The 24,691-nt window shown below is 70.7% G+C and carries 22 protein-coding genes and 1 pseudogene; 10 read left to right on the forward strand and 13 right to left on the reverse strand.

What is annotated here, in order from left to right; genetic code table 11:
• Nucleotides 1–279: 279 nt before the first annotated feature.
• Nucleotides 280–615 (forward strand): hypothetical protein, encoded by a 336-nt coding sequence (locus OV079_RS05735; protein WP_267766703.1) that lies wholly within the window; start codon nucleotides 280–282, stop codon nucleotides 613–615.
• 66 nt (nucleotides 616–681) lie between these two features.
• Here OV079_RS05735 and OV079_RS05740 read toward each other — a convergent pair whose 3' ends face one another.
• Both OV079_RS05740 and OV079_RS05745 read right to left on the reverse strand, forming a co-directional pair.
• On the reverse strand, nucleotides 682–1,473 hold the full coding sequence (locus OV079_RS05740; RefSeq protein WP_267766704.1) for a hypothetical protein: 792 nt from the start codon (nucleotides 1,471–1,473) through the stop codon (nucleotides 682–684).
• Nucleotides 1,474–2,116: 643 nt separating this feature from the next.
• The gene (locus OV079_RS05745; RefSeq protein WP_267778871.1) at nucleotides 2,117–2,239 is read right to left on the reverse strand and encodes a hypothetical protein; all 123 of its coding nucleotides are present in this window, start codon (nucleotides 2,237–2,239) and stop codon (nucleotides 2,117–2,119) included.
• A 32-nt stretch (nucleotides 2,240–2,271) separates the two neighbouring features.
• On the opposite strand from OV079_RS05745, the gene OV079_RS05750 reads away from it, so the two are divergent.
• Nucleotides 2,272–2,532 carry a BlaI/MecI/CopY family transcriptional regulator gene (locus OV079_RS05750; RefSeq protein ID WP_420829505.1) on the forward strand — a complete coding sequence of 87 codons (261 nt, stop codon included), beginning with the start codon at nucleotides 2,272–2,274 and terminating at the stop codon, nucleotides 2,530–2,532.
• On the forward strand, nucleotides 2,525–4,696 hold the full coding sequence (locus tag OV079_RS05755; RefSeq protein ID WP_267766706.1) for a M56 family metallopeptidase: 2,172 nt from the start codon (nucleotides 2,525–2,527) through the stop codon (nucleotides 4,694–4,696). Before OV079_RS05750 ends, OV079_RS05755 begins: the two co-directional genes overlap by 8 nt.
• Nucleotides 4,697–4,879: 183 nt before the next feature.
• Here OV079_RS05755 and OV079_RS05760 read toward each other — a convergent pair whose 3' ends face one another.
• The 3 genes from OV079_RS05760 to OV079_RS05770 all read right to left on the reverse strand — a co-directional run bounded on the left by OV079_RS05760 (nucleotide 4,880) and on the right by OV079_RS05770 (nucleotide 6,423).
• Nucleotides 4,880–5,434, reverse strand: a complete 555-nt coding sequence (locus OV079_RS05760) for a YceI family protein (protein ID WP_267766707.1) — start codon at nucleotides 5,432–5,434, stop codon at nucleotides 4,880–4,882.
• Between the two features lie 20 nt (nucleotides 5,435–5,454).
• Nucleotides 5,455–5,655, reverse strand: a complete 201-nt coding sequence (locus OV079_RS05765) for a hypothetical protein (protein WP_267766709.1) — start codon at nucleotides 5,653–5,655, stop codon at nucleotides 5,455–5,457.
• Between the two features lie 69 nt (nucleotides 5,656–5,724).
• Nucleotides 5,725–6,423 carry a hypothetical protein gene (locus tag OV079_RS05770; RefSeq protein WP_267766710.1) on the reverse strand — a complete coding sequence of 233 codons (699 nt, stop codon included), beginning with the start codon at nucleotides 6,421–6,423 and terminating at the stop codon, nucleotides 5,725–5,727.
• Nucleotides 6,424–6,534: 111 nt separating this feature from the next.
• On the opposite strand from OV079_RS05770, the gene OV079_RS05775 reads away from it, so the two are divergent.
• Entirely contained in the window at nucleotides 6,535–7,137 is a 603-nt protein-coding gene (locus OV079_RS05775; protein ID WP_267766711.1) for a nitroreductase family protein, read from the forward strand.
• 158 nt (nucleotides 7,138–7,295) lie between these two features.
• Here the strand turns inward: OV079_RS05775 and OV079_RS05780 are convergent, their stop codons facing one another.
• The 4 genes from OV079_RS05780 to OV079_RS05795 all read right to left on the reverse strand — a co-directional run bounded on the left by OV079_RS05780 (nucleotide 7,296) and on the right by OV079_RS05795 (nucleotide 11,668).
• Entirely contained in the window at nucleotides 7,296–7,595 is a 300-nt protein-coding gene (locus OV079_RS05780) for a hypothetical protein (RefSeq protein ID WP_267766712.1), read from the reverse strand.
• A 334-nt stretch (nucleotides 7,596–7,929) separates the two neighbouring features.
• On the reverse strand, nucleotides 7,930–8,304 hold the full coding sequence (locus tag OV079_RS05785) for a hypothetical protein (protein WP_267766713.1): 375 nt from the start codon (nucleotides 8,302–8,304) through the stop codon (nucleotides 7,930–7,932).
• 448 nt (nucleotides 8,305–8,752) lie between these two features.
• Nucleotides 8,753–9,019, reverse strand: coding sequence for a YdeI/OmpD-associated family protein (locus OV079_RS05790; protein WP_267766714.1), 267 nt, complete (start codon nucleotides 9,017–9,019; stop codon nucleotides 8,753–8,755).
• 465 nt (nucleotides 9,020–9,484) lie between these two features.
• A complete protein-coding gene (locus tag OV079_RS05795) occupies nucleotides 9,485–11,668 on the reverse strand; it encodes a M4 family metallopeptidase (protein WP_267766715.1) in 2,184 nt (727 codons plus the stop codon).
• 683 nt (nucleotides 11,669–12,351) lie between these two features.
• On the opposite strand from OV079_RS05795, the gene OV079_RS05800 reads away from it, so the two are divergent.
• Together OV079_RS05800 and OV079_RS05805 are read left to right on the forward strand one after the other, a co-directional pair.
• On the forward strand, nucleotides 12,352–12,537 hold the full coding sequence (locus tag OV079_RS05800; RefSeq protein ID WP_267766716.1) for a hypothetical protein: 186 nt from the start codon (nucleotides 12,352–12,354) through the stop codon (nucleotides 12,535–12,537).
• Between the two features lie 448 nt (nucleotides 12,538–12,985).
• Nucleotides 12,986–14,161 (forward strand): PAS domain S-box protein, encoded by a 1,176-nt coding sequence (locus OV079_RS05805; RefSeq protein ID WP_267766717.1) that lies wholly within the window; start codon nucleotides 12,986–12,988, stop codon nucleotides 14,159–14,161.
• Nucleotides 14,162–14,252: 91 nt separating this feature from the next.
• Here OV079_RS05805 and OV079_RS05810 read toward each other — a convergent pair whose 3' ends face one another.
• Entirely contained in the window at nucleotides 14,253–14,666 is a 414-nt protein-coding gene (locus tag OV079_RS05810) for a hypothetical protein (protein ID WP_267766718.1), read from the reverse strand.
• 548 nt (nucleotides 14,667–15,214) lie between these two features.
• On the opposite strand from OV079_RS05810, the gene OV079_RS60585 reads away from it, so the two are divergent.
• From OV079_RS60585 to OV079_RS05835, 4 genes and pseudogenes are all read left to right on the forward strand, one after another.
• Nucleotides 15,215–18,700, forward strand: a complete 3,486-nt coding sequence (locus OV079_RS60585; RefSeq protein WP_276602611.1) for an ATP-binding protein — start codon at nucleotides 15,215–15,217, stop codon at nucleotides 18,698–18,700.
• Entirely contained in the window at nucleotides 18,663–19,076 is a 414-nt protein-coding gene (locus OV079_RS05825; protein ID WP_267766719.1) for a response regulator, read from the forward strand. Before OV079_RS60585 ends, OV079_RS05825 begins: the two co-directional genes overlap by 38 nt.
• A 64-nt stretch (nucleotides 19,077–19,140) precedes the next feature.
• A pseudogene (locus OV079_RS05830) lies at nucleotides 19,141–19,620 on the forward strand (response regulator); the annotation flags it as partial.
• A gap of 20 nt (nucleotides 19,621–19,640) precedes the next feature.
• On the forward strand, nucleotides 19,641–20,573 hold the full coding sequence (locus tag OV079_RS05835; protein WP_267766721.1) for a sensor histidine kinase: 933 nt from the start codon (nucleotides 19,641–19,643) through the stop codon (nucleotides 20,571–20,573).
• Between the two features lie 66 nt (nucleotides 20,574–20,639).
• Here OV079_RS05835 and OV079_RS05840 read toward each other — a convergent pair whose 3' ends face one another.
• From OV079_RS05840 to OV079_RS05850, 3 genes are all read right to left on the reverse strand, one after another.
• Nucleotides 20,640–21,299: a tellurite resistance TerB family protein gene (locus OV079_RS05840; RefSeq protein WP_267766723.1), complete on the reverse strand. Its 660-nt coding sequence runs from the start codon at nucleotides 21,297–21,299 to the stop codon at nucleotides 20,640–20,642.
• 365 nt (nucleotides 21,300–21,664) lie between these two features.
• A complete protein-coding gene (locus OV079_RS05845) occupies nucleotides 21,665–22,381 on the reverse strand; it encodes a hypothetical protein (RefSeq protein WP_267766724.1) in 717 nt (238 codons plus the stop codon).
• A gap of 646 nt (nucleotides 22,382–23,027) precedes the next feature.
• Entirely contained in the window at nucleotides 23,028–24,644 is a 1,617-nt protein-coding gene (locus OV079_RS05850; RefSeq protein ID WP_267766725.1) for a DUF3616 domain-containing protein, read from the reverse strand.
• Nucleotides 24,645–24,691: the final 47 nt, after the last annotated feature.

Consider the following 24,691-nt stretch of genomic DNA (forward strand, 5'->3'; position numbering starts at 1 on the left):
AAGTGCTGCTGGATGTTGACGCCGTAGGTGAGGATCGTCGAGCCGACCAGCACGCTGGCGGCGTTCTGCTGGATCCCCTCGGTGTGCGGTTGTTCGGCGACGAGGCTCCACGCGGGCTCGCCGGCGCCGCGGCGGAAGTAGCGGATCGTGCGGTTGTGGTACACGTCCTCGCCGGCGTCGACGTGAAACCACAGGCTGTCGTCGGGCGCGCGCATGAGGCCGCGCAGGTGCGGTCCCCAACCGCCGTGCATCTCGACGTAGGCGCGGTTGTCGTCGGTGATGAGCGTCAGGGCGACCTCCGGCGGCGGAATGGCCCCGGTGGTGCCGGCGGCGGTGGTGCCCGTGGTCGTGGGGTTCGGTTCGTCGCCGGTGGTCGAGGTGGAGATGGGCTCGCCGGTGGTGGTGGTGGTCGTCGTCGTGGCGACCTCGGTGGTAGCGAACGTGGTGGATGGATCGGCGGCGGTGGTGCCGGAGGACGTGAGCGGAGGATTGTCGGTGGCGCCGGCGCCGTTCGCCGGACAACCGGCGAGCAGCAGCGCGGCTGCGAGGCGGAGCGATCGAGGGACACGCGGGTGGCGGACGCCAGCCTCGGCGGTGGGCATGGCGGCAGTGTGACGCGAGGTCGCGCGCGGGCTCAAGTCGCGGCCCGGCGCGAGGACGCGCCGGGCGAGCGGCCGGCCCTCAGAAGCCGCAGCAGGTCGCTGCCTTGTCGACGATGGCGTCGCCCGCGTCGCAGACGCCCTCGGCCGCGCACTCGCCGACGGTCACGCCGTCCTCGAGGCAGGTGCAGGTCTGAGCGTCGCAGACCATCCGCTGCACCGGCCCGTCGGGGCACTCGAGCTGGACCTCGCACTCGTCGCCGCCGCCGATCACGCTCTGGGCGCACTCGTCCCCGGCGCAGGCGTCGGTGACCGCGGCCTTCTGCTCGCTGCACATCGCGCTGTTCTCGTCGACGGACGCCAGCAGGTCGTCGCAGCTCAAGCCGGTGAAGCAGGCGAGGACGGCGAGGTTAGCCTGCTTGCATTCGCCGGCGAGTCCCCACTGATTGTCGCTGCAGCCGTCGATGCAGCCGGCGAGGTCCGGCTGGAAGCCGCACTCGCCCCAGCGCTCGCAGTAGGCCTGGCAGGCGTTCAGGGCGTCGGGATCGAGGCCGCCGGTGGTGGTGTCGGCGTCGGTGGTCGCGCCGGTGTCGGTCGACGGACCGCCGGTGGTCGCGTCGGTGGTCGCGTCGGTGGTCGCGTCGGTGGTCGCGTCGGTGGTGATCTCGCCGTCGCTGACGCTGGTGGTGGGAATGGCCCCGGTGGTGGCCTCGCTGGCGCTGGTCGGCGACTCGTCGGTGGTCGCGGCGGTGTCGTCGGTGGTCGGCCCGTCCGCAGTCGCGGCGGTGGTGTCCCCGGGGCCGTCGCCGTCGTCGCCGCAGGCGCCGGTGAAGAGGAGCATCGCAAAGGTAGAGACGAAGATTCGTGCTGACATGATAATCCTACGGGGTGCTGCGATTCGCGGGCCCGAAGCCGGCCGCGTCGCCGCGCCACGCCGGAGTAGCTGCGAGAGGCGCAGCAGCGGATCACGCCGGGGGCGAGCAGGGCCCGTCGCGTCCGCACGCGGGGGCGCGGGCGACGGTGAAACCAATCGGTCGGGCGCCTCGGTGATGCGAAATGCCACAGGTCTCGTGTGCGCCCGGCCGGTGACCCTCACCTTCGCGCACCGGGGGCAGCGGCGCGTTCGTGAGCGGCGCCCGGGGACTGTCTGCCCGCGCTCGGCGAGGTATCACGCCGTCGCTCGTGCGATGGCGCGGATGCATATCGGTGAGAGAGCCACGCGCTGTCGGCTCGGACGAGGAGAGGTGCTGCGGCGCGCCCGAGCGAGCCTCGTGACATGTCCATCGAGAAATGTCCATATGGTAATGTCGAATGAGACATGTCTTATCGTACATGTCTGAGAGAGCACGTCGGGTCCGGGCGAGCCCATTAAAGGAGGCCGTGCGACGCCTGGCGCGAAATGCGCAATCGGCCGCTGACATGTACGAAAGTGCAGGTCGGATCGATATCGCGCGCCTGCTCTGGAAGGCCGCCGGGGGCCGGAAATTCTCGCTTGACGGCTTACTACACCTGTAGTACTACGCTTGTCGTTCATGGGTGAGGTACTCCAGCTCAGCGATCTGCAGCTCGGCCTGCTGCGGATCTTGTGGGACCGCGGGGAGGCGACGGCGCTCGAGGTGCATGCGGCTCTGGTCGAGCAAGACCGGGGCTCGCGCCGACGACGGTGTCGACGATGCTGTCGCGATTGGAGAAGAAGGGGACCCTCGCGCACCGCACGGAGGGCCGGCAGTTCATCTACCGGGCGCTCGTGTGCGAGGGGGACGTGAGGCGCTCGATGCTGGGCAGGCTCACCGATTACTTCTTCGGCGGGGACGTGGCGGCGCTGGTCAGCCACCTCGTCGAAGGCCGCTGCGTCGAACCGGACGACGTCGCGCGCCTGCAACAACTAGTGGCCGAACGATCCGGCGGAGCTGAGGAACACGACGATGTTTGATCTTGCGATCGATCCTGCCGGCCTCGCCGGTCTCGCGGCGCCTGCCGCTCACACGACGGTGAGCTGGCTCGGCACCTACTTTGTCCACTCGACGGTGCTCATCGGCGGCGTGTGGATGTTCAGCCGCTTCCTGCCGCTCGACGCGCTGACCCGCAGCTTGCTGTGGAAGACATCGCTGGTCGGCGGGCTGTTCACGGCGACGCTGCAGACGGGGCTCGGCGTCGAACCGATGTTCGGCCGCGTCACCGTGGCGGCCAGCAGCCCTGACCTGGGCGCGCCGACGACGGCTCCGGCGCCGCCGCCGGTGGTCGAGGAGGAGCCGGCGACGCTGCTGGTGCCGTTCACCCGCGCGTGCGTCGGTTGCGAGTCGCACGTGGTGGTCGTCCGCGACGACGACTTCACGGCAGTGTTCGCCTCGCCGCCGCTGTTCGTCGACGCGCCGGGCTGGGCGGTCGCGCCGACGCCGGCGCCGATGGCCGCGCCGACGACCGCGGCCGCGCCGATGCAGATCGCGACCGCGGGTCCGGTCGGGGGCGTGAGCGCGGCGGTGTGGGCGTTCGCGGGGCTGTTCGTGTTCGGCGCCGCGGCCTCGCTCGGCCGGCTGGGGATGACGTTCTCTCGCCTGCGCCGCGGGCTCCGCGGTCGTCGCCTGCTCGGCTCGGGCTCGCTGCGCGAGCGGCTGACGCGGCTGCTGGCCCACGCGCGGCTGCCCGGCCACAGCGTCACGCTGAGCGAGTCGACGGACATCAGCTCGCCGGTCGCCCTCACCGGCCGCGAGATCGTGGTGCCGGAGCAGGTGCGTGAGCTGGCGCCGCGGCAGCAGGAGGCGATGCTGGCCCACGAGCTGGCCCACGTGCTGCGCCGCGATCCGGCGTGGCAGGTGCTGGCGGCGTTCGTCGAGTCGCTGCTGTTCTTTCAGCCGCTCAATCGGGTGGCCCGCCGCGGGATGCAGGAGGCGGCGGAGGAGCTGTGCGACGACTGGGCGGTCCGTCACACCGGCTCGGAGGTGCACCTGGCGCGTTGCCTGGCCGAGGTCGCGGCGTGGCCTGGTCATCGGGACATGTCGGCGTTCGCCAGCCCGATGGCGGGCCACGCCTCGCAGCTGGTGCGCCGGGTGAAGCGGCTGCTCGACGTGCAGCTGCGCGACCGCGGGCTGTGGGCGCGGCGCTGGCGGGTGGCGCTCGGCGCAGCGCTGCTGGCGATGGTGACGTTCGGCGCGCCCGGGCTGTCGATCGCGGCCGAGGCGCAAGGTGGGCCGGAGTGGCCGACGTTGCCCGACAACGGGCCGGCGCCGCAGCCGACGCTGTCGTTCGTCCACGTGCCCGAGACGCCGATCGTGGCCGTGCGGACGCCGCACGACCACGCGGTGCACGGGCACGAGATCATCGTCGTCGAGCATGCGCAGGATCTGACCCGCAAGCAGAAACGCTTGCTGCGCCGGGCCGAGCGGCACGCCCGCAAGGCGGCCAAGCTGCGCGCCAAGAGCGGGCTGTACGCGGTGCCGGCGACCCACGCGGTGTACGTGCCGGTGTCGCACATGACGCCGCCGACGCCGCCGACGCCGCCGACGCCGCCGACGCCGCCGACGCCGCCGAGCTTCAAGGTCGTGGTCGCGCACGACCACGACGACTGCGACGACGACGATCACGACGTGATGGTCCGGCCGATCGCCGTGCCGCACGTGGCGGTCCACCCGCACGTGTTCCACGTGCCGGACATCGACGAGGAGGCGATCGCGGCGCAGGCCGAGGCGATCGCGGCCCAGGTCGAAGCCCAGCTCGAGGGCCTCGACGAGCAGATCGAGCGCGAGCTGGAGAGCATCGACTTCGACAAGATCGCGGCCGACGTGCAGCGCGGGGTCCAGGCGTCGCTCCGCGGCGTCGAGAGGGCGCGCGAGCAGGCGGACCGGGCGCGCGAGCGGGCGGACCGGGCGCGTGAGCAGGGCGATCGGGCGCGCGAGCAGGGTGAGCGGGCGCGCGAGCGGGCCGAGCGGGCGCGCGAGCGGGCCGAGCGGCAGGCCGAGAAAGGCCGCCGCAAGGCCGACACCTCGCGGGCCGCAGCTGCGGTCCGCAGCGCGGTCGACGAGGCCCTGCGCGACGGGGTGATCGACGCCGAGGAGCAGCGCAAGATCAGCGAGGCGGCCCGCCAGGCCCGCGTGAAGTGAGGCGGTAGTTTCGCAGATGTCCGAGGGGACATGCTCGTGCGAGCATGTCCTCTTTTTCATGGCCCTACGGGCATGTCCTTTCGGGCATGTCCGGCAGGCCGGGCGCGCTCGCGGCCTGCGGGGCGCGCGGCCGGAGATGCGCGGCCGCGCGGGTCGGCGCGGAGACCGAGCGCGGTCGCGCGGTCAGGGGGCTGCCCAGGTGCAGGGGTCGGGCGTGGTCTCGCCGCCGGCGGTGGGATCGGCGGGCAAGTCGAGGGAGACGACGATGCGGTCCTGCAGCTTGATCGCGCCGGCCAGCGCCTTGTACGGTGCGATGCCCCATTGCGAGGGCACGAGCGTGAAGTCGGCGCGCAGGCGGTCGCCCTCGACGCGGACCGGGGCGCGCACCGGGGCTGTCCTTCCGAGCATGACCAATCGGCCATCCAGGACGCCGCCGGGGGTGAGCGCGCCGGTGAAGCTGACCTCCGGGTGCTGCGCGGTCAGCAGGATCTCGTCGGTGATGTTGCGCTGGATCTTGGCCTTGTCGCCGGCGCCGAGGCCGTCGACGTCGACGCGCCCGTCCTTGCCGACGACGCCGTCGACCCTCAAGGTGGCCGGCCAGAAGCGACCGCTGAGCGCGGTGCCATCGCGGCGGATCTCGAAGCGACCCAGCGACAGCCGGAGATCGTGGGCGAGCCGCGCGAGCAGGCCGTCCTTGAAAGTGAAGACGTGGATCTTGCCTTTGTCCTGCGTGGTCATGGGAATTCCCGGTCCATTGCCTACGTTGCCAGTCCGTCGCCAAACGGGCCGGCAGGCGTCGGGTCGAGGGCGGCCACCGCGAGGGCAGCCATCTCCATATCGTGGATGTGGACGCAGTTGCGCATCGTCGTTTCGAGCGTGCTGTGACGGGCTAGCTTCTGCAAGGCCAGCGGGGGCACACCGGCCTGCGCGGCGAGCGTCGAGGCGGTGTGTCGGCTCATGGGAGGGCCCTTGGGCGCAACACCCGCTGCTCGCTGGATGGCATGGACCCGAGTGGCGAGGGAGTCCGGCTAGCCGAAGATCCGCGACCAGAGGCTCGTCTTCGGGCTCGGCGGCGCCGCCAGGTCGACGAAGCCGGTCAGGCTGTCCTCCGGGCCGTTGGCGAAGAACTTCATCGCCTTGGCCAGGACGTAGAGCTGGGCGGGCTCGGAGCGGAAACGGGATGCGAAGGCGAAGGGGACGACGCCGGCCTGGTCGCAGCGGATCCATCGCCCACCGGCGACCTTCCGCAGAGCCTCACCGGCGAAGGCGCCGAGGTCGAACACGGCCCGCCAGTAGGCCGGGTCGTCGGTGAGCGGGGGACGAGCCAGCTCCGTCTCGAGCTGCAACAGGTGGTCGCCCGTGAATTCCAGGTTGCGTTCGGCCGCGACTCTTTGCGCGATCCGGGATAGGGCGAGGTCGGCGATGTCCTCGGGCGCGCGCAGGCCGTCGTGGGGGATGAGGCTCGACTTGTGGATCAGATACCCGCCCGCCGAAGCGACGGCCTCTTGTACCGGATCCGGCGGCACCTCGGCGAAGACGTAGTGGAGCCGGGGCCGACCCTCCGGCTTCATGCGCAGCGGGTTCAGCGTCCGGACCAGCGCGAACAGCGTCGAGTAGTCGAGGTCTTGCGCGATCTCGGAGGCCGGGCGCTCGTCCGTCTGGACGAAGCAGGTCTCGCCATCTTCTGCCCGGAAACTTCCGTGGGCCGTCTTCAGAGATCCGTACATGGGCTCGCTCCCGGCCAAGCTACAGCGCCGGCGAGCCCGCGGTCCACGCCGAAGCGGCGACTCGCCTCGCTCCGGCTTGACGGCGCGGGCGGGCCGCGAGACAGCTACGGCATGACGGACGCACGCCTGCTCGACCTCATGCTCGCCCGCCGCAGCGCCCCCGTGTTGAAGGAACCGGGCCCGAGCCGCGCCGAGCTCGCGCGCATCCTCGCGGCCGCGGGTACGGTGCCCGACCACGGCTCGCTGCGGCCGTTCCGCTTCGTGGTGGCGGAGGGGGAAGGGCGGGCGGCCTTCGGCGACGCTCTGGCCGAGACTGCGGCCGAACACCGCCCGGGGATGCCGGCGGCAGGGCTCGAGAAGATCCGCGCCAAGGCGTTCCGCTCGCCGACGCTCGTCGCCGTGATCGCCTCGCCGCGCAACGACAAGATCGAGCGCTGGGAGCAGCACGCGACCGCCGCCTGCGCCGGCTATGCGGTGGTCCTCGCCGCCCACGCGCTCGGCGTCGGCGCCAACTGGAAGAGCGTGCCGTTCACCCGCGGCGCGGCGCTGACCCGCGTCCTCGGCCTGAGCGCCGAGGAGGAGATGTTCGGGTGGATCCACCTCGGCCGCGCCAGCGACGAGGCCGCCCCGGCCCCGCGTCCTCCGCTGGTCCTGGCCGACTTCGCCAGCGTGCTCGACGGCAGCGGCGCGCGCCGGGCCTTCGACGAGCAGTGACGCCGAAGCGATCGAGGAGCCGTCGCTCCTCCGCCACGGGCCCGAGCTGACGGCTCTCGGTCTGGGTCCACGCGGTGGTGCGCGGGCCGCTCGTCGATCGGCGGTGACGCGACGGTTCGCCCGGACCTCGGACGCGCTGCCGCGCTCGACGCCGACGACTACTGCGCCATCTGGATGCTCGAGATGTTGTCGTTGATGCCCGTGGTCATGAAACCGTCCGTGGGCAGCGAGTCGACCTTCGAGTGCGGCGGCAGCTGGAGGCTCCCCTGGGAGAACGAGGGGTGCCAGAAGGTGAGCAGCCGGCGCGCGCTGTTGTTGCGCATCGACGAGATGCTGTCGTTCTCGATGCCCATGCTCTCCGCGTTCGCGTACGACTCGTCGCCGGGCAGCACCACGCAGTCGCCGGTGCCGTGGGGGTTCTCGAACAGCGCGATCTCCCCTCGCGCAGATCGTCGCACAGCTGCGAGCGGTTGGCCGGCTCGACCCGGATCGACGTGATCTTGTCGTTGAAGCCGCCGATGCCCCCGGCCATCGTCCCGGGCGCGTAGGCGTTCCAGTCGCCGGCGAACACCGGGTCCTTGAAGATCCGGGCCCGCACCGCGCTGCCGACCTTGATCGCGCTGATGGCGTCGTTACCGACCACCAAGTTGGCCGCGTAGGGATAGAAGCCCGCGACCAGCACGGCGCACTGGCCGGTGAAGTTTGGGTCGCGGTAGACGATGACCTCGTGCGGCAAAGGGTTGCGCGCGCAGTTGGTCGCGGCGGCGGTGAGGATCGAGTGCGGCCAACCCTTCACCTCGGGCGGAGGCGGCGGCGGCGTCGGCTGGAACACGCCGCCCGTCGGGATGTTGACCGGGGCTTGATGACATGGCCTGCGGGCGTCATCGTCGGCGCCGTCGTCGGCGAGGTCGTCGGCGCCGTCGGCGTCACGCCTGGTTCCAGCGCGCCGCCCTGTTTCGGCGCGTGGACGCCGGGCTTGTGGACCTTGCCCGCGGGCGCCGGCGCGGGCGTCGTCGGCGTGGCGCTCGGCGCCGGGGAGGGCGTCGTCGGCGTGACGCTCGGCTCCAGCGCGCCGCCCTCCTTCGGGGGGTGGACGCCGGGCTTGATGGGCTTGCCCGCGGACGCCGGCGAGGCGCCGACCAGGACCGCGGCGAGGAGGAGCAGCACGGAAGCAGCGCACCGATCGAACCGGACCATCATCGAATCTCCTGACGCGACTCGTCGAGACGCGGCGCGGCGCCGATCTCGACCGCCTCGCAGGCTACCGCAAGCCGGGCGAGCGCCCATGCCCGCACAATCGCGCAACGCCTCGCGAACGGGCTTTGCGGCCCCGTCGCGGCCGCGGACGCCCGACGTGAGCGCTCTCGGGGACCGGCCACCTCGCCGCCCGCAGGCGTCGGCACGGGCGCGCACGCGCACGCGCGAGGTCGCCGGTGAATGACGGCAGAGGCCGCTCGCGGCGGTGCCGGGTCGACGAGCGCACGCTGGATGGAAGATGTCCTGAAAGACATGCTTGCATCGACAATGACAACAGGGCCGCGCGTGCCGCGGCCAGCCTGCGCATGCTCGTATGAACATGTCTTGAAGGCCATGCGATGCCTCCGAGGGCGGAGGCTCACCCACCCGTTCGCTCGCGGTGCTTGCACCCAGGCCAGCAGCAGGGCCGGCGCTGGCCCTCTTCCAGCTCCTCTCGAGTCCTGCGAATGCGGCGCTCTCGCGTCTCCGCTTGCTTCGCGTCCTCGACCCAGCAGATGAACTCGTTGCGTGCCAGGGGGGTGATGTCCCTCCAGGCAGCAAGCGCCGTGGAGCTTGCGATCAGCGCCTCACGCAGGTCTTCAGGGAGTTTGTGCACCACCCCGCCGGGCACGCGCTTGCTGGTCACGGAGACGAGTAGGAGCGCAAGGGCCACCGGCGGTCAAGCCGTTCGCTCGCCGACCGTCGCGCGACCGGGCCGCGCATCACGCGAGCACCCTCTGCTGCCGCCCCAGGTTCGACGATATCTTTCCGCATGCTCCGACGACCCAGTCCCGTGGAGCTCGCCGCGCGGTGACGGCGCCGTCGAGTCGCATGCTTCTCGGCGCTCGCCACGTCGCTCTGCACGTCCTGCTTCGCATGGGCGCGGCCACGGAGCCAAGGCGACGAGCAGGACTTCCGCGCGAGGCCGCAGGAGCAGCGACGACCGGCCCAGGCACGCGCCAGGCCGGCCCGGCCTGATGATGACGCCGGACGCCGGCGCGAGGTGGACGACGCAGGGGACGGGTGTCTCCCTGCGTCGTCGACGAGCGTACCGGCGTACGGGGGCAGTGATTCGTCAGATTATCTTCATCGCGCCCGGTGGATCACGCGATCACTGCACCCCTGCGGTCAGCGTGTAGTTTCCGGCGCCGGAGTACGACGCTACCGTATACGTGTAGTAGCCCGCGGTGCCGACGTAGGAGATCGACTCGCTCGACGTCGCGGTCTCGGACTTGGCGACCTGGGCCCACGCGCTGCCGTTCCACTTGAGGAGGTACAGGTCGAAGTCCGTCCCGTTCGGCCCGGTCAGGCAGGCCTTGTGCGTCTTGGTCGCGGTCGTCTGATAGTACGAGCCGTTCGGCTGGGCCTGCTGGGCCCCCGCGCCGGACAGGGTGCCCTGGTATTGCGTGCCCGTGCAGCTCCCGCCGCCGCCACCGCCACCGCCGCTGCCCGGATCGCCAGGCACGCCGACGGCCGTCCACGCCGCGTGGACCGCAGCGACCTCCGCCGAGGCGGCCCCGTGGATCGCCGTGGCCGCCTGGGCCGTCGCGTTGCGGGCGTCCTGGAAGGTCGCGGTGGACTGCAGATAGGTCACCAGGGCGTCGTAGAAGATCTTGCTCGCCTTGGTGATCCCGATCCCCGTGACGTTGTTGGCCGTCTTGCCGCGCGGGTGGACCCCGCCGGTGACCAGCAGCTTGAACGCCAGGTTGGCGATGCCCGAGTTCAGGTGCACGCCGCCGTTGTCCTGACTGCCCTGGTAGCGGGTCGGCCAATAGTCGTACGACTGCCCGTCCTTGATCGGGTCGTCCATGTAGCGCATCGCGTCGCCGGAGGTGGTCGGCGTCCACGACGCCTCGGCCAGCTTCCACGTGGCCGCCGAGACCACGCCGCCGGCCACGTGGGCCTGCACCGAGGCCGCCATGACGTCGGAGAAGGCCTCGTTGAGCGCGCCGGACTGGTTCTGGTAGACGAGGTTCGCCTCGTACTGGGTGACCGCGTGGGTCAGCTCGTGGGCGACGATGTCGAGGTCGCGCGCGAGCGACGAGAAGTACTGCCCGCTGCCGTCGCCGTAGACCATCTGCTGGCCGTTCCAGAACGCGTTGTCGTAGCCGACGCTGAAGTGCACCGACGAGTGGATCGTCGCGCCGGCGCCGTTGAACGAGTCGCGGCCGAACCGATCCTTGTAGAAGTTGTAGGTCGTGCCCGCGTAGGTGAAGGCGTCCTTGGCCGAGAGGTCGGCCGAGCTGCCCGGATTGGCGATCTCGGAGCCGGGCAGGCTCTCGCCCTTCTTGGCGTCGTAGACCTTGCGCACCAGCGCCCGGTGGTGCTGCGGGTGGCGCGTCACGAGCTCGCCGGTCCGGGCGTCGGCGAACACGAAGTCGCGCTCGGGCCCGTCGGCGCTGGTGTAGGTCACCTCGGCCATCCACGCGAGCGCCACCGAGTCCTCGGTGACCACATAGACGAGGTCGGGTGCGTCGGTGCTGGCCGCGTCGGCCGGGAGCCCGCTCAGCACCTTCGCCAGCGCCGCCTCGCCCTCGACCTCCGGCTCGCTCGCCAGGTCCTCGCCGGCGATGAACCGCCCGCTCACCGCGTGTACGCGCCCGCTGACCCCGTCGGCGTGAACCGTCAGCTCGCCGCCGACGACCGGCAGGTCGTGCAGGTACTGCTGGAACTTCACGTGGACCTGGCCAAGGTCGTCGCTCTTCACGCGCAGCGGCTCGAGGTCGGTCGCCGCGTGCATGCGGAACACCGGCGCGACATCCTGCAGGAACGTCTGCGCCGCCGCCCGCGGCTCGCCTTTCGGCAGGAACCCGAGGTCGCCCGCGACCAGCGACGGCACCCCGTCGCCCGCCGTCACGACCTGATCGATCCGCGGCAGCCGCGACAGCGCCGCCCCCTGCGTCACCATCAGCGTGGTCGGCCGCCTCTTCGCCGCGTCGGCGACCATCTCGGCGTCGACCAGGAAGCTGTCACCCAGCTCGAGCCGCGCCGGGATCACGCCCCATGCCTCGCCGCGGCGCGCCAGCAGGTCCTGCAGCAGCGAGCGGCGCCCGTCCTCACCGACCACGACGACCCTGGAGAAGTCGATCGGCCCGGCCGCGAACGAGAACCGCACCGCCTCCACCCCCAGGTCGAGCTCGAGCACGCCTGCCGCTCCGAGCCCCTCGAGATCCTCGGCGGTGACGATGCGCTCCGCCGTGGCGACATCATCTCCCGCTGCACCACCTCCTTCGTAGCAGGCCGACAGCAGGAAACACGAGACGATCGACGAGACGACTCCAGCGGTACGAAGCATGCACATTCCTCCTCCAGCGGGAATTCAGGGCCCATGCGAAATGGCCCTGTCCCGTGGAACATGTCCGAAGCACCCTTGCCCAGAGGCAAGGACGGGGTCAGCACGACCCCTATGACAGCAGCACCATACCAGAGGTGACCTGTATCCACAATCTCCCGCGCCGACCACGACCCGGTGCAGGTCGCCCCGCGGGGCGACACGTCTCGGAGCGCGTGGCGGCCCGCTGCGAGCCAAATCTTCTGCGAAGGCGCCGGCCCCCGAGACGGCGCGCGCGCTCGGCCCCTCGCAGGGCCGGTGTGCGCTTGGCCGGGTGCTCGGCGAATGCGCAGGCCGGCAGTGGCCGTCGCGGGTCCGGGAGGTGCTCGGCGAATGTGGGGCGGGGCCAGCACGGGCACGAACGGTCGGGGCTGCCGACCCCAGATGCGGGCTGAAGGCCGTAGGAAGCGGGCTCGGCCGTCGATCCTTCACGTCGATGCGCGTCGATACTTCGCCTCGCTCGCGCTCCACCTTTCTTCTCGGAGTGCTCGATGCGCGCGTACGACCCGAACGATCGGGCTATGCAGCCCGATGAACGGGCACGGGCCGTCTGCGGGGAGCGAGAACTGCTTCGATTCGGCGGCGCGTTCGCCCTCGCTGTGCGACCGCCCCGGGAACGAGAGCGGCTCCACGTGGCTGTACCAGACATGCCCGAGAGCCCGTTGTGGCGCACCCAATGGGCGATGGCCTTCACCTCGACGGAACACGCGTCAATCTGCACGTCGTGGGGCGCGGCGAAGACGGTGGCGACTTGGATCGTCTCGCACGAGCGCGATCCGGGCATCCATAGTCGGGAGGATGATCGGGTCGGCGAGCTGCAGCGAATCGCGTGACCGATTGCGGGCGTACCTGCTTTTCGTCCGCGGCGGATCGGCGACCTGAGTCTCCCACGAATCGATTCGACAGGGGGTCGACCGATAGCTTCGATTCGCGTCACGCCGCCGATCCCAGTAAGCCATCGCAGACGCGATCGTAGTTCGCGCGGGCGCGAACCTGCTCGCGGCCTCGCGGGCTGGCACAGTGGGCGGGCGGTGGCTCCGATCGGCGGCGAACTCGTACACCGCGCCGCGGCCGCAGCGCCGTCGGGTGATCTTGACATACAGGCGGGTCTCGTGGACAACCGACTCCGATGATCGGAGGGCCGACCTTGCCATGAGGCAGGCGCTGTGACGCTCCTGCGTCATGGCACGGGAGTCTCTCCACATATGAGTACGGGGATTCGTCGACAGGCGGCCCCCCGCGGCGAGAGCTCGCAATCGCGGTCGCGCAAGGGAGGACCAGGTGCTGAGTTACGAGAAGATGTTCCAGTCCTCGGCAGGACTTTTGGCCACGGTGGACGCGAGCGGCCACTTCCGCGCCCTGAATCCGACATGGGAGCGGATCCTCGGCTGGTCCCTCGACGAGCTGAGGAGCAAGCCGTTCATCGAGTTCGTCCATCCGAGCGACCGCGAGGCCACGCTCGCCGAGGTGGCCAATCTTCTCCAGGGCAACCCGGTCGAGCGGTTCGACAACCGCTACCTGTGCAAGGACGGCTCGTACAGGTGGCTCGGCTGGGCCGCGCGGGTGGACGAGGGGGACGAGCCGTCGGAGCAGCTCATCCATGCGACGGCGATCGACGTGACGCGCGAGCGGGAGCAGCTGGCGCAGCTCGAGCCCCGGCTGCAGGACGCCAAGGTCTACGAGAAGTTGTTCCGGGTCTCGGTGGGCCTCCTCGTCACCCTGGACTCGAACGGGTATTTCCGCCACGCCAATCCGTCGTGGGAGCGGCTCCTCGGCTGGAGCCCCGAGGAGATGACGGCGAGGCCGTTCATCGAGTTCGTCCATCCCGACGACCGCCCGGCGACGGTCGCCGAGGCCGCGGCCCTGTTCGAGGGCAAGATGACCATCCGCTTCGACAACCGCTATCAATGCAAGGACGGCACCTACAAGTGGCTCGCCTGGACGGCCTACATGGACCCGAGCGAGGACGAGTCGACCCGGCTCGTGTACGGCACGGCCCATGACGTCACCTCGTACAAGGAGCTCCTCGGCGAGTTCGAGCGGACGCTCGCACGGCTCCGCGACACGATGGAGGCGATGTCGACGCCGTTCATCCCGATTACCGAGCGGATCGTGGTCATGCCGCTCGTGGGCCAGATGGACGCGGACCGGATCCATCAGGTGATGACCGTCGCGCTCGAAGGCGTGCAGTCGACCCACGTCCAGGTGGTCATCCTCGACGTGACGGGCTTGCGCGACCTCGACACTCGTGTGGCGCGCGCGCTGCTCGACACGGCCAAGGGGCTGCAGCTGCTCGGTGCACGGACGATCCTGACCGGAATCCGGCCGTCCCTCGCGCAGACGCTCGTCGGTCTCGGGCTCGACCTGGGCAGCATCGTCACCAAGGGGACCCTCCAGAGCGCGATCGCGTCGGCGCTGAAGAACGACCTGGCTTCGGGCAGGCCCGACCTCGTCTGATCGCCCTGTACCGGCGATGTCCCGCGCTCGCGCGCGTTGACACGATCCGCGGAACGGGTGAACCATCGCGCATGGTTTGGGTCCCCGAGACTCACCTGTTCTCCTGCGCCGGATGCGACGAGCTGGTACGCGCCGCCGATCCGGTCTGTCCCCACTGCGGCGTGTCGCGGTCCCGCGCGGAGCGCACGGGCCCGTTGGCCGCGCTGGCCGCCGCTCTCGTGGTCTCCGCCTGTACCACCGGCCAGCCCGCATACGGCGGGCCTGACACCGATTCGGAGGGGACGGAGGTGACCCAGACGGACGCGACGACGACGGACACGGCGACGACGGGCGCGACGACGACGGACGCTACGGGCACGACGGCGCCGACGACGGGCACGGGCTCGGCGGCGACCACCGACGACACGACCGGGTAGCTGCGCACGGCGTCGATCGACCTCGTGCTTGTCGGCTGCGCATTCGCGACGCGCCGGGCGAGACCGTTTGCGCCACTCGCCGACTGCACGTCGAATGCAGCGTCGTACGAGGACCGGCGGACGACGTCGGTCCGGTGATTCGAGCAATCGAGTCACACGTCCTGAATGGACTGCCTCGCACCCTGGTGATTGTCACCCCACGGATCGGTCTCGCTCGGGATGTCCCGGAGGAACTCGCGACGGCCGCGGCCGAGGACGACGTCTCCTCGCCCTTAGCTCGCGCTGCAACCCACTGTCGACGCGATGCGCCGAGTGATGCGCGCTACCGCGGGCCGTCATGCCACTGCAGAGGCCGTCGGAGGCCTCGCGCGTCGCCCACGGTTGCGCATGGCGGCCTCGTCGGTGGCGCGCTCGTTTGCCGTCTCGGGGGTCTGTTTATCGCCCGGTTCGAGGATTGGGCCGCCATGGCGAGCTCAGAGCGATGGCGGAAATTGCGCCCTGCAGTCGTGCCTCGCTCGGAGCGAGGCGGTGATTCCCTTCGCACGGTCGAAGGGCACCGCTGGCCGGTGAGTCTCCGCAAGAATCGTGATTCTTGGGCGTGCCGCGGCTTCGGACCTCGGTGCGGTAATGGAGAGTCATGGTGCTTGACTCGGATGTCTCCGCCGGCCGCTCGGGCAGGTTGCACGTGCTCGCCGGTGGCGGCGAGATGGGCGCGCGCATGCGGGAGATCGACTGGGCGAAGACGCCGCTCGGCCCCGTCGACGCCTGGCCGCAGAGCCTCAAGACCTGCGTGCGAATCATCCTGACCTCGCTCCAGCCGATGTTCGTCTGGTGGGGCGACGAGCTCATCAACCTGTACAACGACGCCTACAAGTCGATCGTCGGCGGCAAGCACCCGGAGGCGCTCGGACAGCCCGCCTCCGTCGTGTGGCGCGAGATCTGGGATCAGGTCGGGCCGCGCGCCGCGTCGGCGATGCGCCTCAACGAGGGCACGTACGACGAGGCGCTGCTGCTGATCATGGAGCGCTACGGCTACCCGGAGGAGACGTACTACACGTTCTCCTACAGCCCGGTGCCGAACGACCAGGGCGGGACCGGCGGGATCATCTGCGCCAACACCGACGACACGCAGCGGATCATCGGTGAGCGCCAGCTCGCCCTGCTGCGCGAGCTGGCCGCCCGCACGACCGAGGCGCGCACGTGGGAAGAGGTGTGCGTCCGCGGCGCGGCGTCGCTGCAGACCAACCCGAAGGACCTGCCGTTCGCGCTGATCTACATCGCCGACGCCGACCGGCGCCGCGTGCAGCTGGCGGGGGCAGCCGGGCTCCCGCGCGGCCACGCCGGCGCGCCGGAGGTCGTGTCGACGCTCGAGGACTCGGTGTGGCCGTTCGCCGAGGCGCTGCACGGGCACGAGCGCGTCATCGAGATACCGCCTGTCCTCGGGGACATCCCCACCGGCGCCTGGCCGCGACCGCCGACGCACGCCGTCGCCCTGCCGATCGCCCCGTCGGGGGAGACCGGTCGCGCCGGGGTCTTGCTCGTCGGGCTGAGCCCGTTCCGCAAGCTCGACGACAACTACCGCGGCTTCTTGCAGCTGGTCGCCGGGCAGCTCGCGGCCAGCATCGCCAACGCGCAGGCCTACGAGGAGGAGCGGCGGCGGGCCGAGGCGCTCGCCGAGCTCGATCGCGCCAAGACGATCTTCTTCAGCAACGTCAGCCACGAGTTTCGCACGCCGCTGACGCTGATGCTCGGCCCGCTCGAGGACGCGCTCTCGGCGGCGAAGCGCCGGCTCGAGGGCGCCGACCTCGACACTGCGTACCGCAACGCCGTCCGCCTGCTCAAGCTCGTCAACGTGCTGCTCGACTTCTCGCGCATCGAGGCCGGGCGGATCCAGGCGTCGTACGAGCCGATCGATCTGTCGGCCCTGACGACCGACCTGGCGAGCGCGTTCCGCTCGGCCGTCGAGCGCGCCGGTCTCGTCTTCGACGTCGACTGTCCGCCGCTCTCCGAGCCGATCCACGTCGACCACGACATGTGGGAGAAGATCGTGCTCAACCTGCTGTCGAACGCGCTCAAGTTCACGTTCGAGGGCACGATCGCGGTCGCGCTGCGCCTGCGCGGCGACCAGGTCGAGCTGACCGTCCGCGACACCGGCACCGGCATCCCGGAGCACGAGCTGCCGCACCTGTTCCGGCGCTTTCATCGGGTCCAGGGCGCGCGCTCACGGACCCACGAGGGCTCGGGGATCGGGCTCGCGCTGGTCCACGAGCTCGTGCGCCTGCACGAAGGGACGATCCACGTCACCAGCGAGGTCGGCGTCGGCACGACGTTCACGGTGGCGATCCCACGCGGCCACGCGCACCTGCCCGCGGAAAAGATCAACCTCCGCCGCACCCAGGTGTCGTCGGCCACCGGCGCGGCGCCGTACGTGCAGGAGGCGCTGCGCTGGCTGGCCGGCCCGCAGCAAGGCGACGACGACCTCGCCGCGGACGCGCTGGGGGCCGCCTCCGATCCGGCGCTCGAAGCCGGACCGCCGGCGCGGATCCTGCTCGCCGACGACAACGCCGACATGCGCGACTACGTCGGCCGCGTGCTGCAGCAGCGGTGGATCGTCGACGCCGTCCCCGACGGCGCCGTCGCGCTCGCGGCGGCGCTGGAGCGCCCGCCCGACCTCGTCTTGACCGACGTCATGATGCCGAACCTCGACGGCTTCGGCCTGCTCCGCGCGCTGCGCGAGGACCCGCGCACGCGGCGGATCCCGGTGCTGATGCTGTCGGCGCGCGCAGGCGAGGAGTCGCGCGTCGAGGGCCTCGAGGCCGGCGCCGACGACTACCTCGTCAAGCCGTTCTCCGCGCGCGAGCTGGTCGCCCGCGTCGCCACTCACCTGCAGATCGCCCGCCTGCGCGCCGCCGCGGAGCGCGAGCGCGAGAAGCTGTACGACCTGTTCATGCAGGCGCCGGTGCCGATCGCCGTGTTCGTCGGTCGGGAGCACCGCTACGTGGTCGCCAACCCGCCGTACTGCGAGATGCTCGGGCGCCCGGAGCTGGTCGGCCAGACCGTGCGCGAGGCGTTCCCGGAGATCGGCGAGCACGCCATGATCACGTCGCTCGACACCGTGATGGCGACCGGTCGACCCGTCCACGTGTTCGAGCTCAACATCCCGGTCATGCGCCACGGCGTCATCCGGGACGCTTACTTCAACTACGTCGCGCAGCCGATCCGCGACCCGAGCGACGCGGTCACCGGGGCCATGGTCGTCGCCTTCGAGGTCACCGAGCAGGTGCTCGCGCGTCATCGCGTCGAGCGGCTCTCCGAGGAGCTGGCGCTGTCGAACAAGGAGCTCGACCAGTTCGCCTACGTCGCCTCGCACGACCTCAAGGCGCCGCTGCGGGGGATCGCCAGCCTGTCGCAGTGGATCGAGGAGGCGCTCGCCGACAAGATCGACGAGGAGTCGCAGCGGCACATGCACCTGCTGCGCAGGCGCGTGCTCCGGCTCGAGACGCTGATCGACGGGATCCTCCATTACTCGCGCGCCGGCCGCATGCGCGTCGACGCGGTCACCGTCGACACCGGACAGTTGCTGGCCGAGGTGGTCGAACTGTTGAGCCCGCCGCCGTCCGCCCGGATCACGATCGCCCCCGGCATGCCGATGTTGACCGCCGAGCGCGTCCCGCTCCAGCAGGTGTTCCAGAACCTGATCAGCAACGCCCTGAAGCACGCGCGCCGCGACGATGTCCACATCGCAGTCTCGTGGCGCGACGCGGGCCAGTCGTACGAATTCTCGTTCCGTGATGATGGGCCGGGAATGCGCCTGAATTCCACGAAAGGATTTGGGGCCTGTTCCAGACGCTCGAGTCGCGCGACAAGTTCGAGGGCGCGGGCATCGGGCTGTCGGTGGTCAAGAAGATCGTCGAGAGCCGCGGAGGCAGCGTCGCCCTCGAGTCGCAAGCCGGCGCGGGCGCGACGTTCGTCGTGCGCTGGCCCAAGCGCCCCGGCTGAGAGCGGTCGCGGCGCGCCTTGCTTTGTCGGTCGCGCCGAAGCTGACCTTCCAGCCTCCTCCGCGACCGCCCCGAACACGAGCCCCGATGGATACCCGCGAGCTGCACATCCTTCTGGTCGATGACGACGAGGTCGACGTCCTGACGGTCAAGCGCGCCTTCCAGCGCAACCGGCTGACCAACCCGATCCACGTCGCCAACAACGGGATCGAGGCGCTCGAGAAGCTGCGCGACGGCTCGCTGGGACCGCGCCGGCTGGTGCTGCTCGACATCAACATGCCGAAGATGAACGGCATCGAGTTCCTGCGGGCCCTCCGCGCCGACGCGGCGCTGCAGACCACGTCGGTCGTCGTGCTGACGACCTCGAACGAGGAGCGCGACAAGATCGACGCGTTCAAGCTCAACGTCGCCGGCTACCTGCTCAAGCCGGTCACGTTCGGCAACTTCATCGACGTGATGGCGACGCTCAACAAGTACTGGACCCTGGTCGAGATGCCGTGACCCCGCCTCCCCCGAGCAGGAGAACGTTTCGAGCCCGCGCCCCGGTGAGCCGGTGCGCGTGCTGGTGATCGACGACGACGAGCTCGACCGCGAGCTGGTCCGTCGCGCCTTCGCCAAGTCCGGCCTCGAGGTCACCCTGGTCGAGGAGGACGACCCGATCGCCGCGCTCGCCCGCCTGCGTCGGTCGCCGGTCGAGGTCGTGGTGCTCGACTATCAATTCCCGCGGCACGACGGGCTGGTGGTGCTCCGCGGGCTGCGGGAGCTCGACGTGTTCATGCCGGCGATCGTGCTCACCGGGCACGAGGACACCGCGCTGGCGGTCGAGCTGATGAAGAACGGGGCGGTCGACTACATCGCCAAGGGCGCGCTGACGCCTCAGCGGCTCGGGCAGAGCGTCCGCCACGCGCTCCGCCTGCGCGCCTCGGAGCTGGCGACCCGCGCGGCGCAGGAGGCCCTGCGCGCGAGCGAGGAGTTCAGCCGGCGGATCCTCGAGTCGAGCCAGGACGGCATCGTCGTGCTCGACCTCGAGGGGCGCATGCTGTCGGTGAGCCCCGGGGACTGCGCATGCTCGGCGTCGTCGAGCCCGGCCAGCTCCGCGGCCGCCCCTGGGTCGAGCTGTGGAGCAGCGCGCATCGCCAGGAGGTCGCCGAGGCGCTCGCCACGGCGCGAGACGGCAAGGTCGGTCGGGTCGTGGGGCCCGGACCGAAGCTCGACGGCGCGCCGGTGTGGTGGGACATCATCGTCTCGCCGGTGCTCGACGCGAGCGGCAAGCCGGAGCGGCTGGTCGCCACGGCGCGCGACGTCACCGAGCAGCGGCGGCAGGCGGAGTTCGAGCAACAGCTGATCGGGATCGTCAGCCACGACCTGCGCAACCCGCTGTCGGCGATGCTGTACGGGGCCACGTTGATGGCCGAGAGCCTGTCGCCCGACTCGCCGCTCGCCGACGTCGTGCAGCGGATCGTCCGCAGCGGTGAGCGGGCGGCGCGATTGATCCGCGACCTGCTCGACTTCACCCAGGTGCGCGCGAGCGGACGGCTCCCGATCGATCCGCAGCCGGTCGAGATCCACGAGGTCTGCCGGCAGGTCGTCGACGAGATGGCGCTCAACCACCCCGACCGCGTCATCGTTCACCAGCCGGAGGGCGACGGCGAAGGGCGCTGGGATCCCGATCGGCTCGCCCAGGCGGTCGGCAACCTCGTCCGCAACGCGCTCAGCTACGGGCTCGCAGGTACGCCGGTCACCGTCCGCAGCGTCGGCCGCGGGGCGCGTGTGCGCGTGCTCGTGCACAACGACGGCCCGCCCATCCCGCCGGAGTCGATCTCTTCGCTGTTCCAGCCGTTTCGCCGCGGCGAGCAGCGCCTCGATCGCGAGCGCAGCATCGGCCTCGGGCTGTTCATCGTCCGCGAGATCGTCGACGCGCACGGCGGTGGCGTGACCGTGCAATCGGCCGCGGGCGAGGGGACGACCTTTCACATCGATCTGCCGCGCAGGCCGTAAGGGCCGCACTCGTCGAGCGTGCGGCCCGCGGACCTGGCGTCGATGCGACGCCAGGTCTGCGGGTATTCAGGCGGCGACGAGCTGGGGGTCGAGGGCGAGGCGGGAATGTACGCACTGCAGCAGCGCGGCTTCGTCGGCAGAGACCTCGCCGTCGGCGCCGGCGATGGCCTCGAGGTAGCGGTAGACGGCGAGCTTTTGCGGCTCGTCCAGGACCTGCGCGAGAACGCCGGCGAGGCCGACCGGGTCCGGGAGGTCCTTCGGCCGCTGCAGCAGGCGCAGCAGGGCGTCGGCCTCGAAGCCTTCGAACAGGGTGGCGCCGATCCGGATCGCCGCGCTCACCTCGTCGCGCTCGATCTTGCCGTCGGCGGCGATCATCGCCGCGGCGAGGCCGTATGCGATGTGCACGATGTCCACCCCGGCGTCGTCGGGCGGGAGCCCGGCCTCCGCGAGCGCCTTGCGGACGGCCGCCGGATCGGGGCTCAGGACGGCGCCGCGGAAGACCCCGTAGACCAGCAAGAAGGGGTTGATGATCAGCGCGGTGATGCTGAACCATCCGACCACGGCGGACAGGCCGACCTCCTTGAAGATCGACTTGCGCACGCAAGGACGGCAGCCGATGAACTTCTTGGTGCCGATCTGATATGCGATGAGAAACCCGCGGACATAGGGTAGGGTGGCCAGGGTGTCGAGCTCGCGCTCCTGGCACGTGGGGCAGCGGTGGGGCATGTCATCCTCCTGTCTCTCGGACAGCGGCTCGCACTGTACCAGACCGGACAGGCGCGCCGGCATGGCAGCCACCGGCGGACCTCCGTGCGGACGCCGTTCTGCTCGATCGAGGCGGGGCGCGCCGTCCGGCGGGGCCCTGCTGGCCCGGGCGGATCTTCGGCTCGCCGACGCGGATGGGTCCTCCTCCTGTCGGTCTCGCCGACGCACGCCGTCGATCGGCGACAGCCGCCGCAGCTGCCGTGACTCCGTCGACGCGTGGCGGTCGTCGCCGCCGGCTGACGGATGGAGGCCCGGATGCGGCGGCGCTTCAGAGCAAAGGCGTTCGCATCGAGTCGCGCACCGCGAATATCGAGCGAGGCCGGTCCTCAATAGACGTACTGCAGCAGCCCCGGCCAGCCGTCGAGCTCGAAGTTGACCGGCGAGGGCGCGAACTGCTGCAGGGGCGTCAGAACGACGATGCGCTGCTCCGTGATGAACGCCTCGCATGCGTCGCCCATGGCGTCGTGGTGGACGCGGACCAGCAGGATGTCGGTGTCGAGCACGATCCCGGCGAAGCACAGGGTGAATTCATGCATCGTGCACCCGCCGCTGTAGCCGACGTCGAGCACGAGCTCGTCGCCGACGACCTTCGCCGCGTCGATGGCGAACATGTCGCCCTCGCCGAGGTCGGTGCAGTTCGGCAGAGCCTGGCCACCGGTGTCGCCGGTGGTCGTGGAGCCGTCGCCGGTGGTCGTGGAGCCGGTGTCCACATCGGTCGACCCGACGCTCGTGGCATCGGCGCTCGTGACATCGGCGCTCGTCGAATCGGCGCTCGTCGACCCGCCGTTCGTCACGTCGGAGCCGGTGGTCGGATTGCAGCGGTTGCACTGCCAGGTGCCCTCGGCCGAGCATTCGCAGGCCGAGCAGTCGCCCTCGCCGAATTTCGTGTCGCCGGGGGTGCACTCCGGCGCGTCGGTCGAGGTGCCCGTCGAATCGCCGGTGTCGCCGGTGTCGCTGCCGCCCTTGTTCGGGCCGCACGCGAGGGAGAGCAGCGCGGCGAAGGCAGCCGCAGAGAGCAGTCGAGAAGCGAGGTTCAAGTTCATGCCGGGAGTATAGCCTCGGGTCGATCTCCCGGCGCATGGCGCGGGGAGCCGGGGCCGCGCGTGGAACGGGTGCCGGGCTCGGCCGGCAGGCGAGCCGGAACGTGCGTGCTCTTCGGCGGGACGCCTGTGCCGGCGCAAACGATCGGGACCGCGACGGAGAGCCCGGTGAGGGGCGCAGCGTGTGGGGCGGGCGCGCGTCCGACCCGTCCGGTCGGCGAAGCGCGGGCCGATTGGAGCTCGCGGCTGCGCGACCTCGAGAACGGGGCTGAACTCGCTGTGAACGGAGCACCGCCACGCGCGTCGAGTACGGCGATCATCCGCGCGGTCCGGCGCGCGCCTCGATCGATTCGCGAGTTCGCCGGCGCAGGATCAGGGCCCCGTCGATTCATGGCGGCGCGCTCCGTGCATCGAAGCCATCATTGTTCATAGGACTGGGTCCGCAGTCGCTCGGTCGGACATAGCGAGCCTGAGCCCGGTAACTGCCGCGAAAGAGGCGACATCCGAGCGCAACCGGCGCGCTGTTCGACAAGGCCGACGACAAGCAGGACGCGGCCAGGGGCGACCGCACCGACGACAGGGTCTCGTCGGACGTCAATGAGTAGAGCTTCGGCGAGGCGTCGGCCTGGGGCGCCTCGCCGGCGGCGACTCACGGGACGTGGACGATGACGTCGCTGAAGAACTGACTGGACAGCGACCTGTCCTTGCAGATCGTGCCGTCGATCAGGTGTTCGCCCTGGTCGAAGACGATCTGCACGTCGTGGGTGTCGGGGTACACGACGATGCTCTCCGGCCCCGAGTCGCTCGGGAACGAGGTGATGTTCTGGACCAGCACCGGCGCCTGGCCGGCGACGCCGCTCCACTTGTAGAGGCGGTACGGCCCGGCGGCGCCGTCCTTCGGTCCGCCGAGGATCAACATCGCCGCGTGCACCGGCGACCACGCCATCCCGCGCACGCGCAGGCCGCCGAGGTCGAGCAGGATCGCCTCGCCGAACTGCGCGACGGCGCCGCCGAGCACCGCGTCGGCGTTGAGCAGGGTGACCAGGATCGCGTCGGTGCCTTGCAGCGGGTTGCGGAAGCCGAGCACCAATGGCTTGGGGCGCTGCGCCGTCGGCAGCCAGGCGAGGCCCTCGATGTTGGCGCCGTTCACCTTGGGCGCGAGGTTGGCGTCGGTGGCCTTGCTCAGGTTGGCCGCGGTGGCGAGCGTCGCGATCACGCTCGCGTTCGGCGTCAGCCAGTTGCTGCTCTTGACCATGTCGTCGAGCAGCTTCGAGGTGTAGCCTGCGCCCGTCAGCGACACGTTCGGCGCGGTCCCGGCGACGTCGACGGCGAAGAAGCGGTAGCGCATGCGCTCGAGGTTGCCGCTCTTGTCGCGCCCGTGCGAGCTGACGACGTAGATCCGGTCGCCGATCCGCGCCGCGTCCTCGAGGTCGGCCTCGTCGGAGCTCGACAGGCCGATGCTGGCCGACACGTCGATGGTCTTGGCGGCGTTGGCGTCGGCACCGCGCCGGTAGACTCGCAGGCCCTGGTTCTCGTCGTTGCCGTCGAGGAAGTAGGCGCCGTCGAGGGCGACGCCGAACGAACCGTCGCAGCTCTGCTTGTAGTTGCCGGGCGTCGGGTCGAGCACGACCTCGCCGCCGCCGTCACCGGTGGTGCCGCCCTCGTCGGCCTCGTGCCAGGTCACGCTCAGCTTGGGCCGCTTGGCCTTGGTGCCGTACTCGCTGGCGCGGAACTCGAGCCGATTGCTGGTACCCGCGCCGTCGAGGAAGAAGCCGCGGTTGCTGCCCGGGCTGGCCACCCACTGCTGCACGAGCGCGACCCCGGCGGCGTTGAGCGAGAACGTGACGGGGCCGGTGTCGGCCGCGGAGAACGAGGCGAGCGCGACGGTCCCGCGGTCGTTCACGCCGTAGCCGCCCGCCGTCTGCCAGCTGCTGCCGGTGTTCCACGCCTTCCAGGTCGCGTTGGCCTCGTTCCACGCGCGCCTGGCCTCGTACAGCGAGAAGGTCTCCGGGCTCTTGTCGGAGATCTCGAGGGTGATGCTCACCGACTCGACGACCGCGGTGGTCGGGATCGCGGCGCTCAGGTCCCACGACAGCAGCGCCAGGACCTCGGTGTCCGCCTCGACCGAGAGGCTGGTGTCCGCGTCGTTCTTGGCGGTGGGCGAGTCGCCGTCGAGCATGGTGTCGCGAGTGCCGGCGTAGCTGCTGGTCGGCGCCTGGCCGTCCTGGAAGCTGACGCTCACCGGCCCGCCGACGCGCGCGAACACGGCATCGTCGCCGCCGTCTTCGCAGCCGTGTGACATGAACGCGAGCG

It is taken from the genome of Nannocystis pusilla, from assembly GCF_026626665.1.
GTDB classification, from domain to species: Bacteria; Myxococcota_A; Polyangia; order Nannocystales; family Nannocystaceae; genus Nannocystis; species Nannocystis pusilla.

Bases quoted from the DNA above. Each gene is read 5' to 3' on its own strand.
- OV079_RS05845 (WP_267766724.1), bottom strand. From the start codon at position 22,381: ATGAACTTGAACCTCGCTTCTCGACTGCTCTCTGCGGCTGCCTTCGCC.
- OV079_RS05765 (WP_267766709.1), bottom strand. From the start codon at position 5,655: ATGAGCCGACACACCGCCTCGACGCTCGCCGCGCAGGCCGGTGTGCCC.
- OV079_RS05750 (WP_420829505.1), top strand. From the start codon at position 2,272: ATGCTGTCGCGATTGGAGAAGAAGGGGACCCTCGCGCACCGCACGGAG.
- OV079_RS05775 (WP_267766711.1), top strand. From the start codon at position 6,535: ATGACGGACGCACGCCTGCTCGACCTCATGCTCGCCCGCCGCAGCGCC.
- OV079_RS05825 (WP_267766719.1), top strand. From the start codon at position 18,663: ATGGATACCCGCGAGCTGCACATCCTTCTGGTCGATGACGACGAGGTC.
- OV079_RS05740 (WP_267766704.1), bottom strand. From the start codon at position 1,473: ATGTCAGCACGAATCTTCGTCTCTACCTTTGCGATGCTCCTCTTCACC.
- OV079_RS05800 (WP_267766716.1), top strand. From the start codon at position 12,352: ATGCCCGAGAGCCCGTTGTGGCGCACCCAATGGGCGATGGCCTTCACC.
- OV079_RS05760 (WP_267766707.1), bottom strand. From the start codon at position 5,434: ATGACCACGCAGGACAAAGGCAAGATCCACGTCTTCACTTTCAAGGAC.
- OV079_RS05735 (WP_267766703.1), top strand. From the start codon at position 280: ATGAGCGTCAGGGCGACCTCCGGCGGCGGAATGGCCCCGGTGGTGCCG.
- OV079_RS05755 (WP_267766706.1), top strand. From the start codon at position 2,525: ATGTTTGATCTTGCGATCGATCCTGCCGGCCTCGCCGGTCTCGCGGCG.
- OV079_RS05835 (WP_267766721.1), top strand. From the start codon at position 19,641: ATGCTCGGCGTCGTCGAGCCCGGCCAGCTCCGCGGCCGCCCCTGGGTC.
- OV079_RS05840 (WP_267766723.1), bottom strand. From the start codon at position 21,299: ATGCCCCACCGCTGCCCCACGTGCCAGGAGCGCGAGCTCGACACCCTG.
- OV079_RS05770 (WP_267766710.1), bottom strand. From the start codon at position 6,423: ATGTACGGATCTCTGAAGACGGCCCACGGAAGTTTCCGGGCAGAAGAT.
- OV079_RS60585 (WP_276602611.1), top strand. From the start codon at position 15,215: ATGGTGCTTGACTCGGATGTCTCCGCCGGCCGCTCGGGCAGGTTGCAC.
- OV079_RS05795 (WP_267766715.1), bottom strand. From the start codon at position 11,668: ATGCTTCGTACCGCTGGAGTCGTCTCGTCGATCGTCTCGTGTTTCCTG.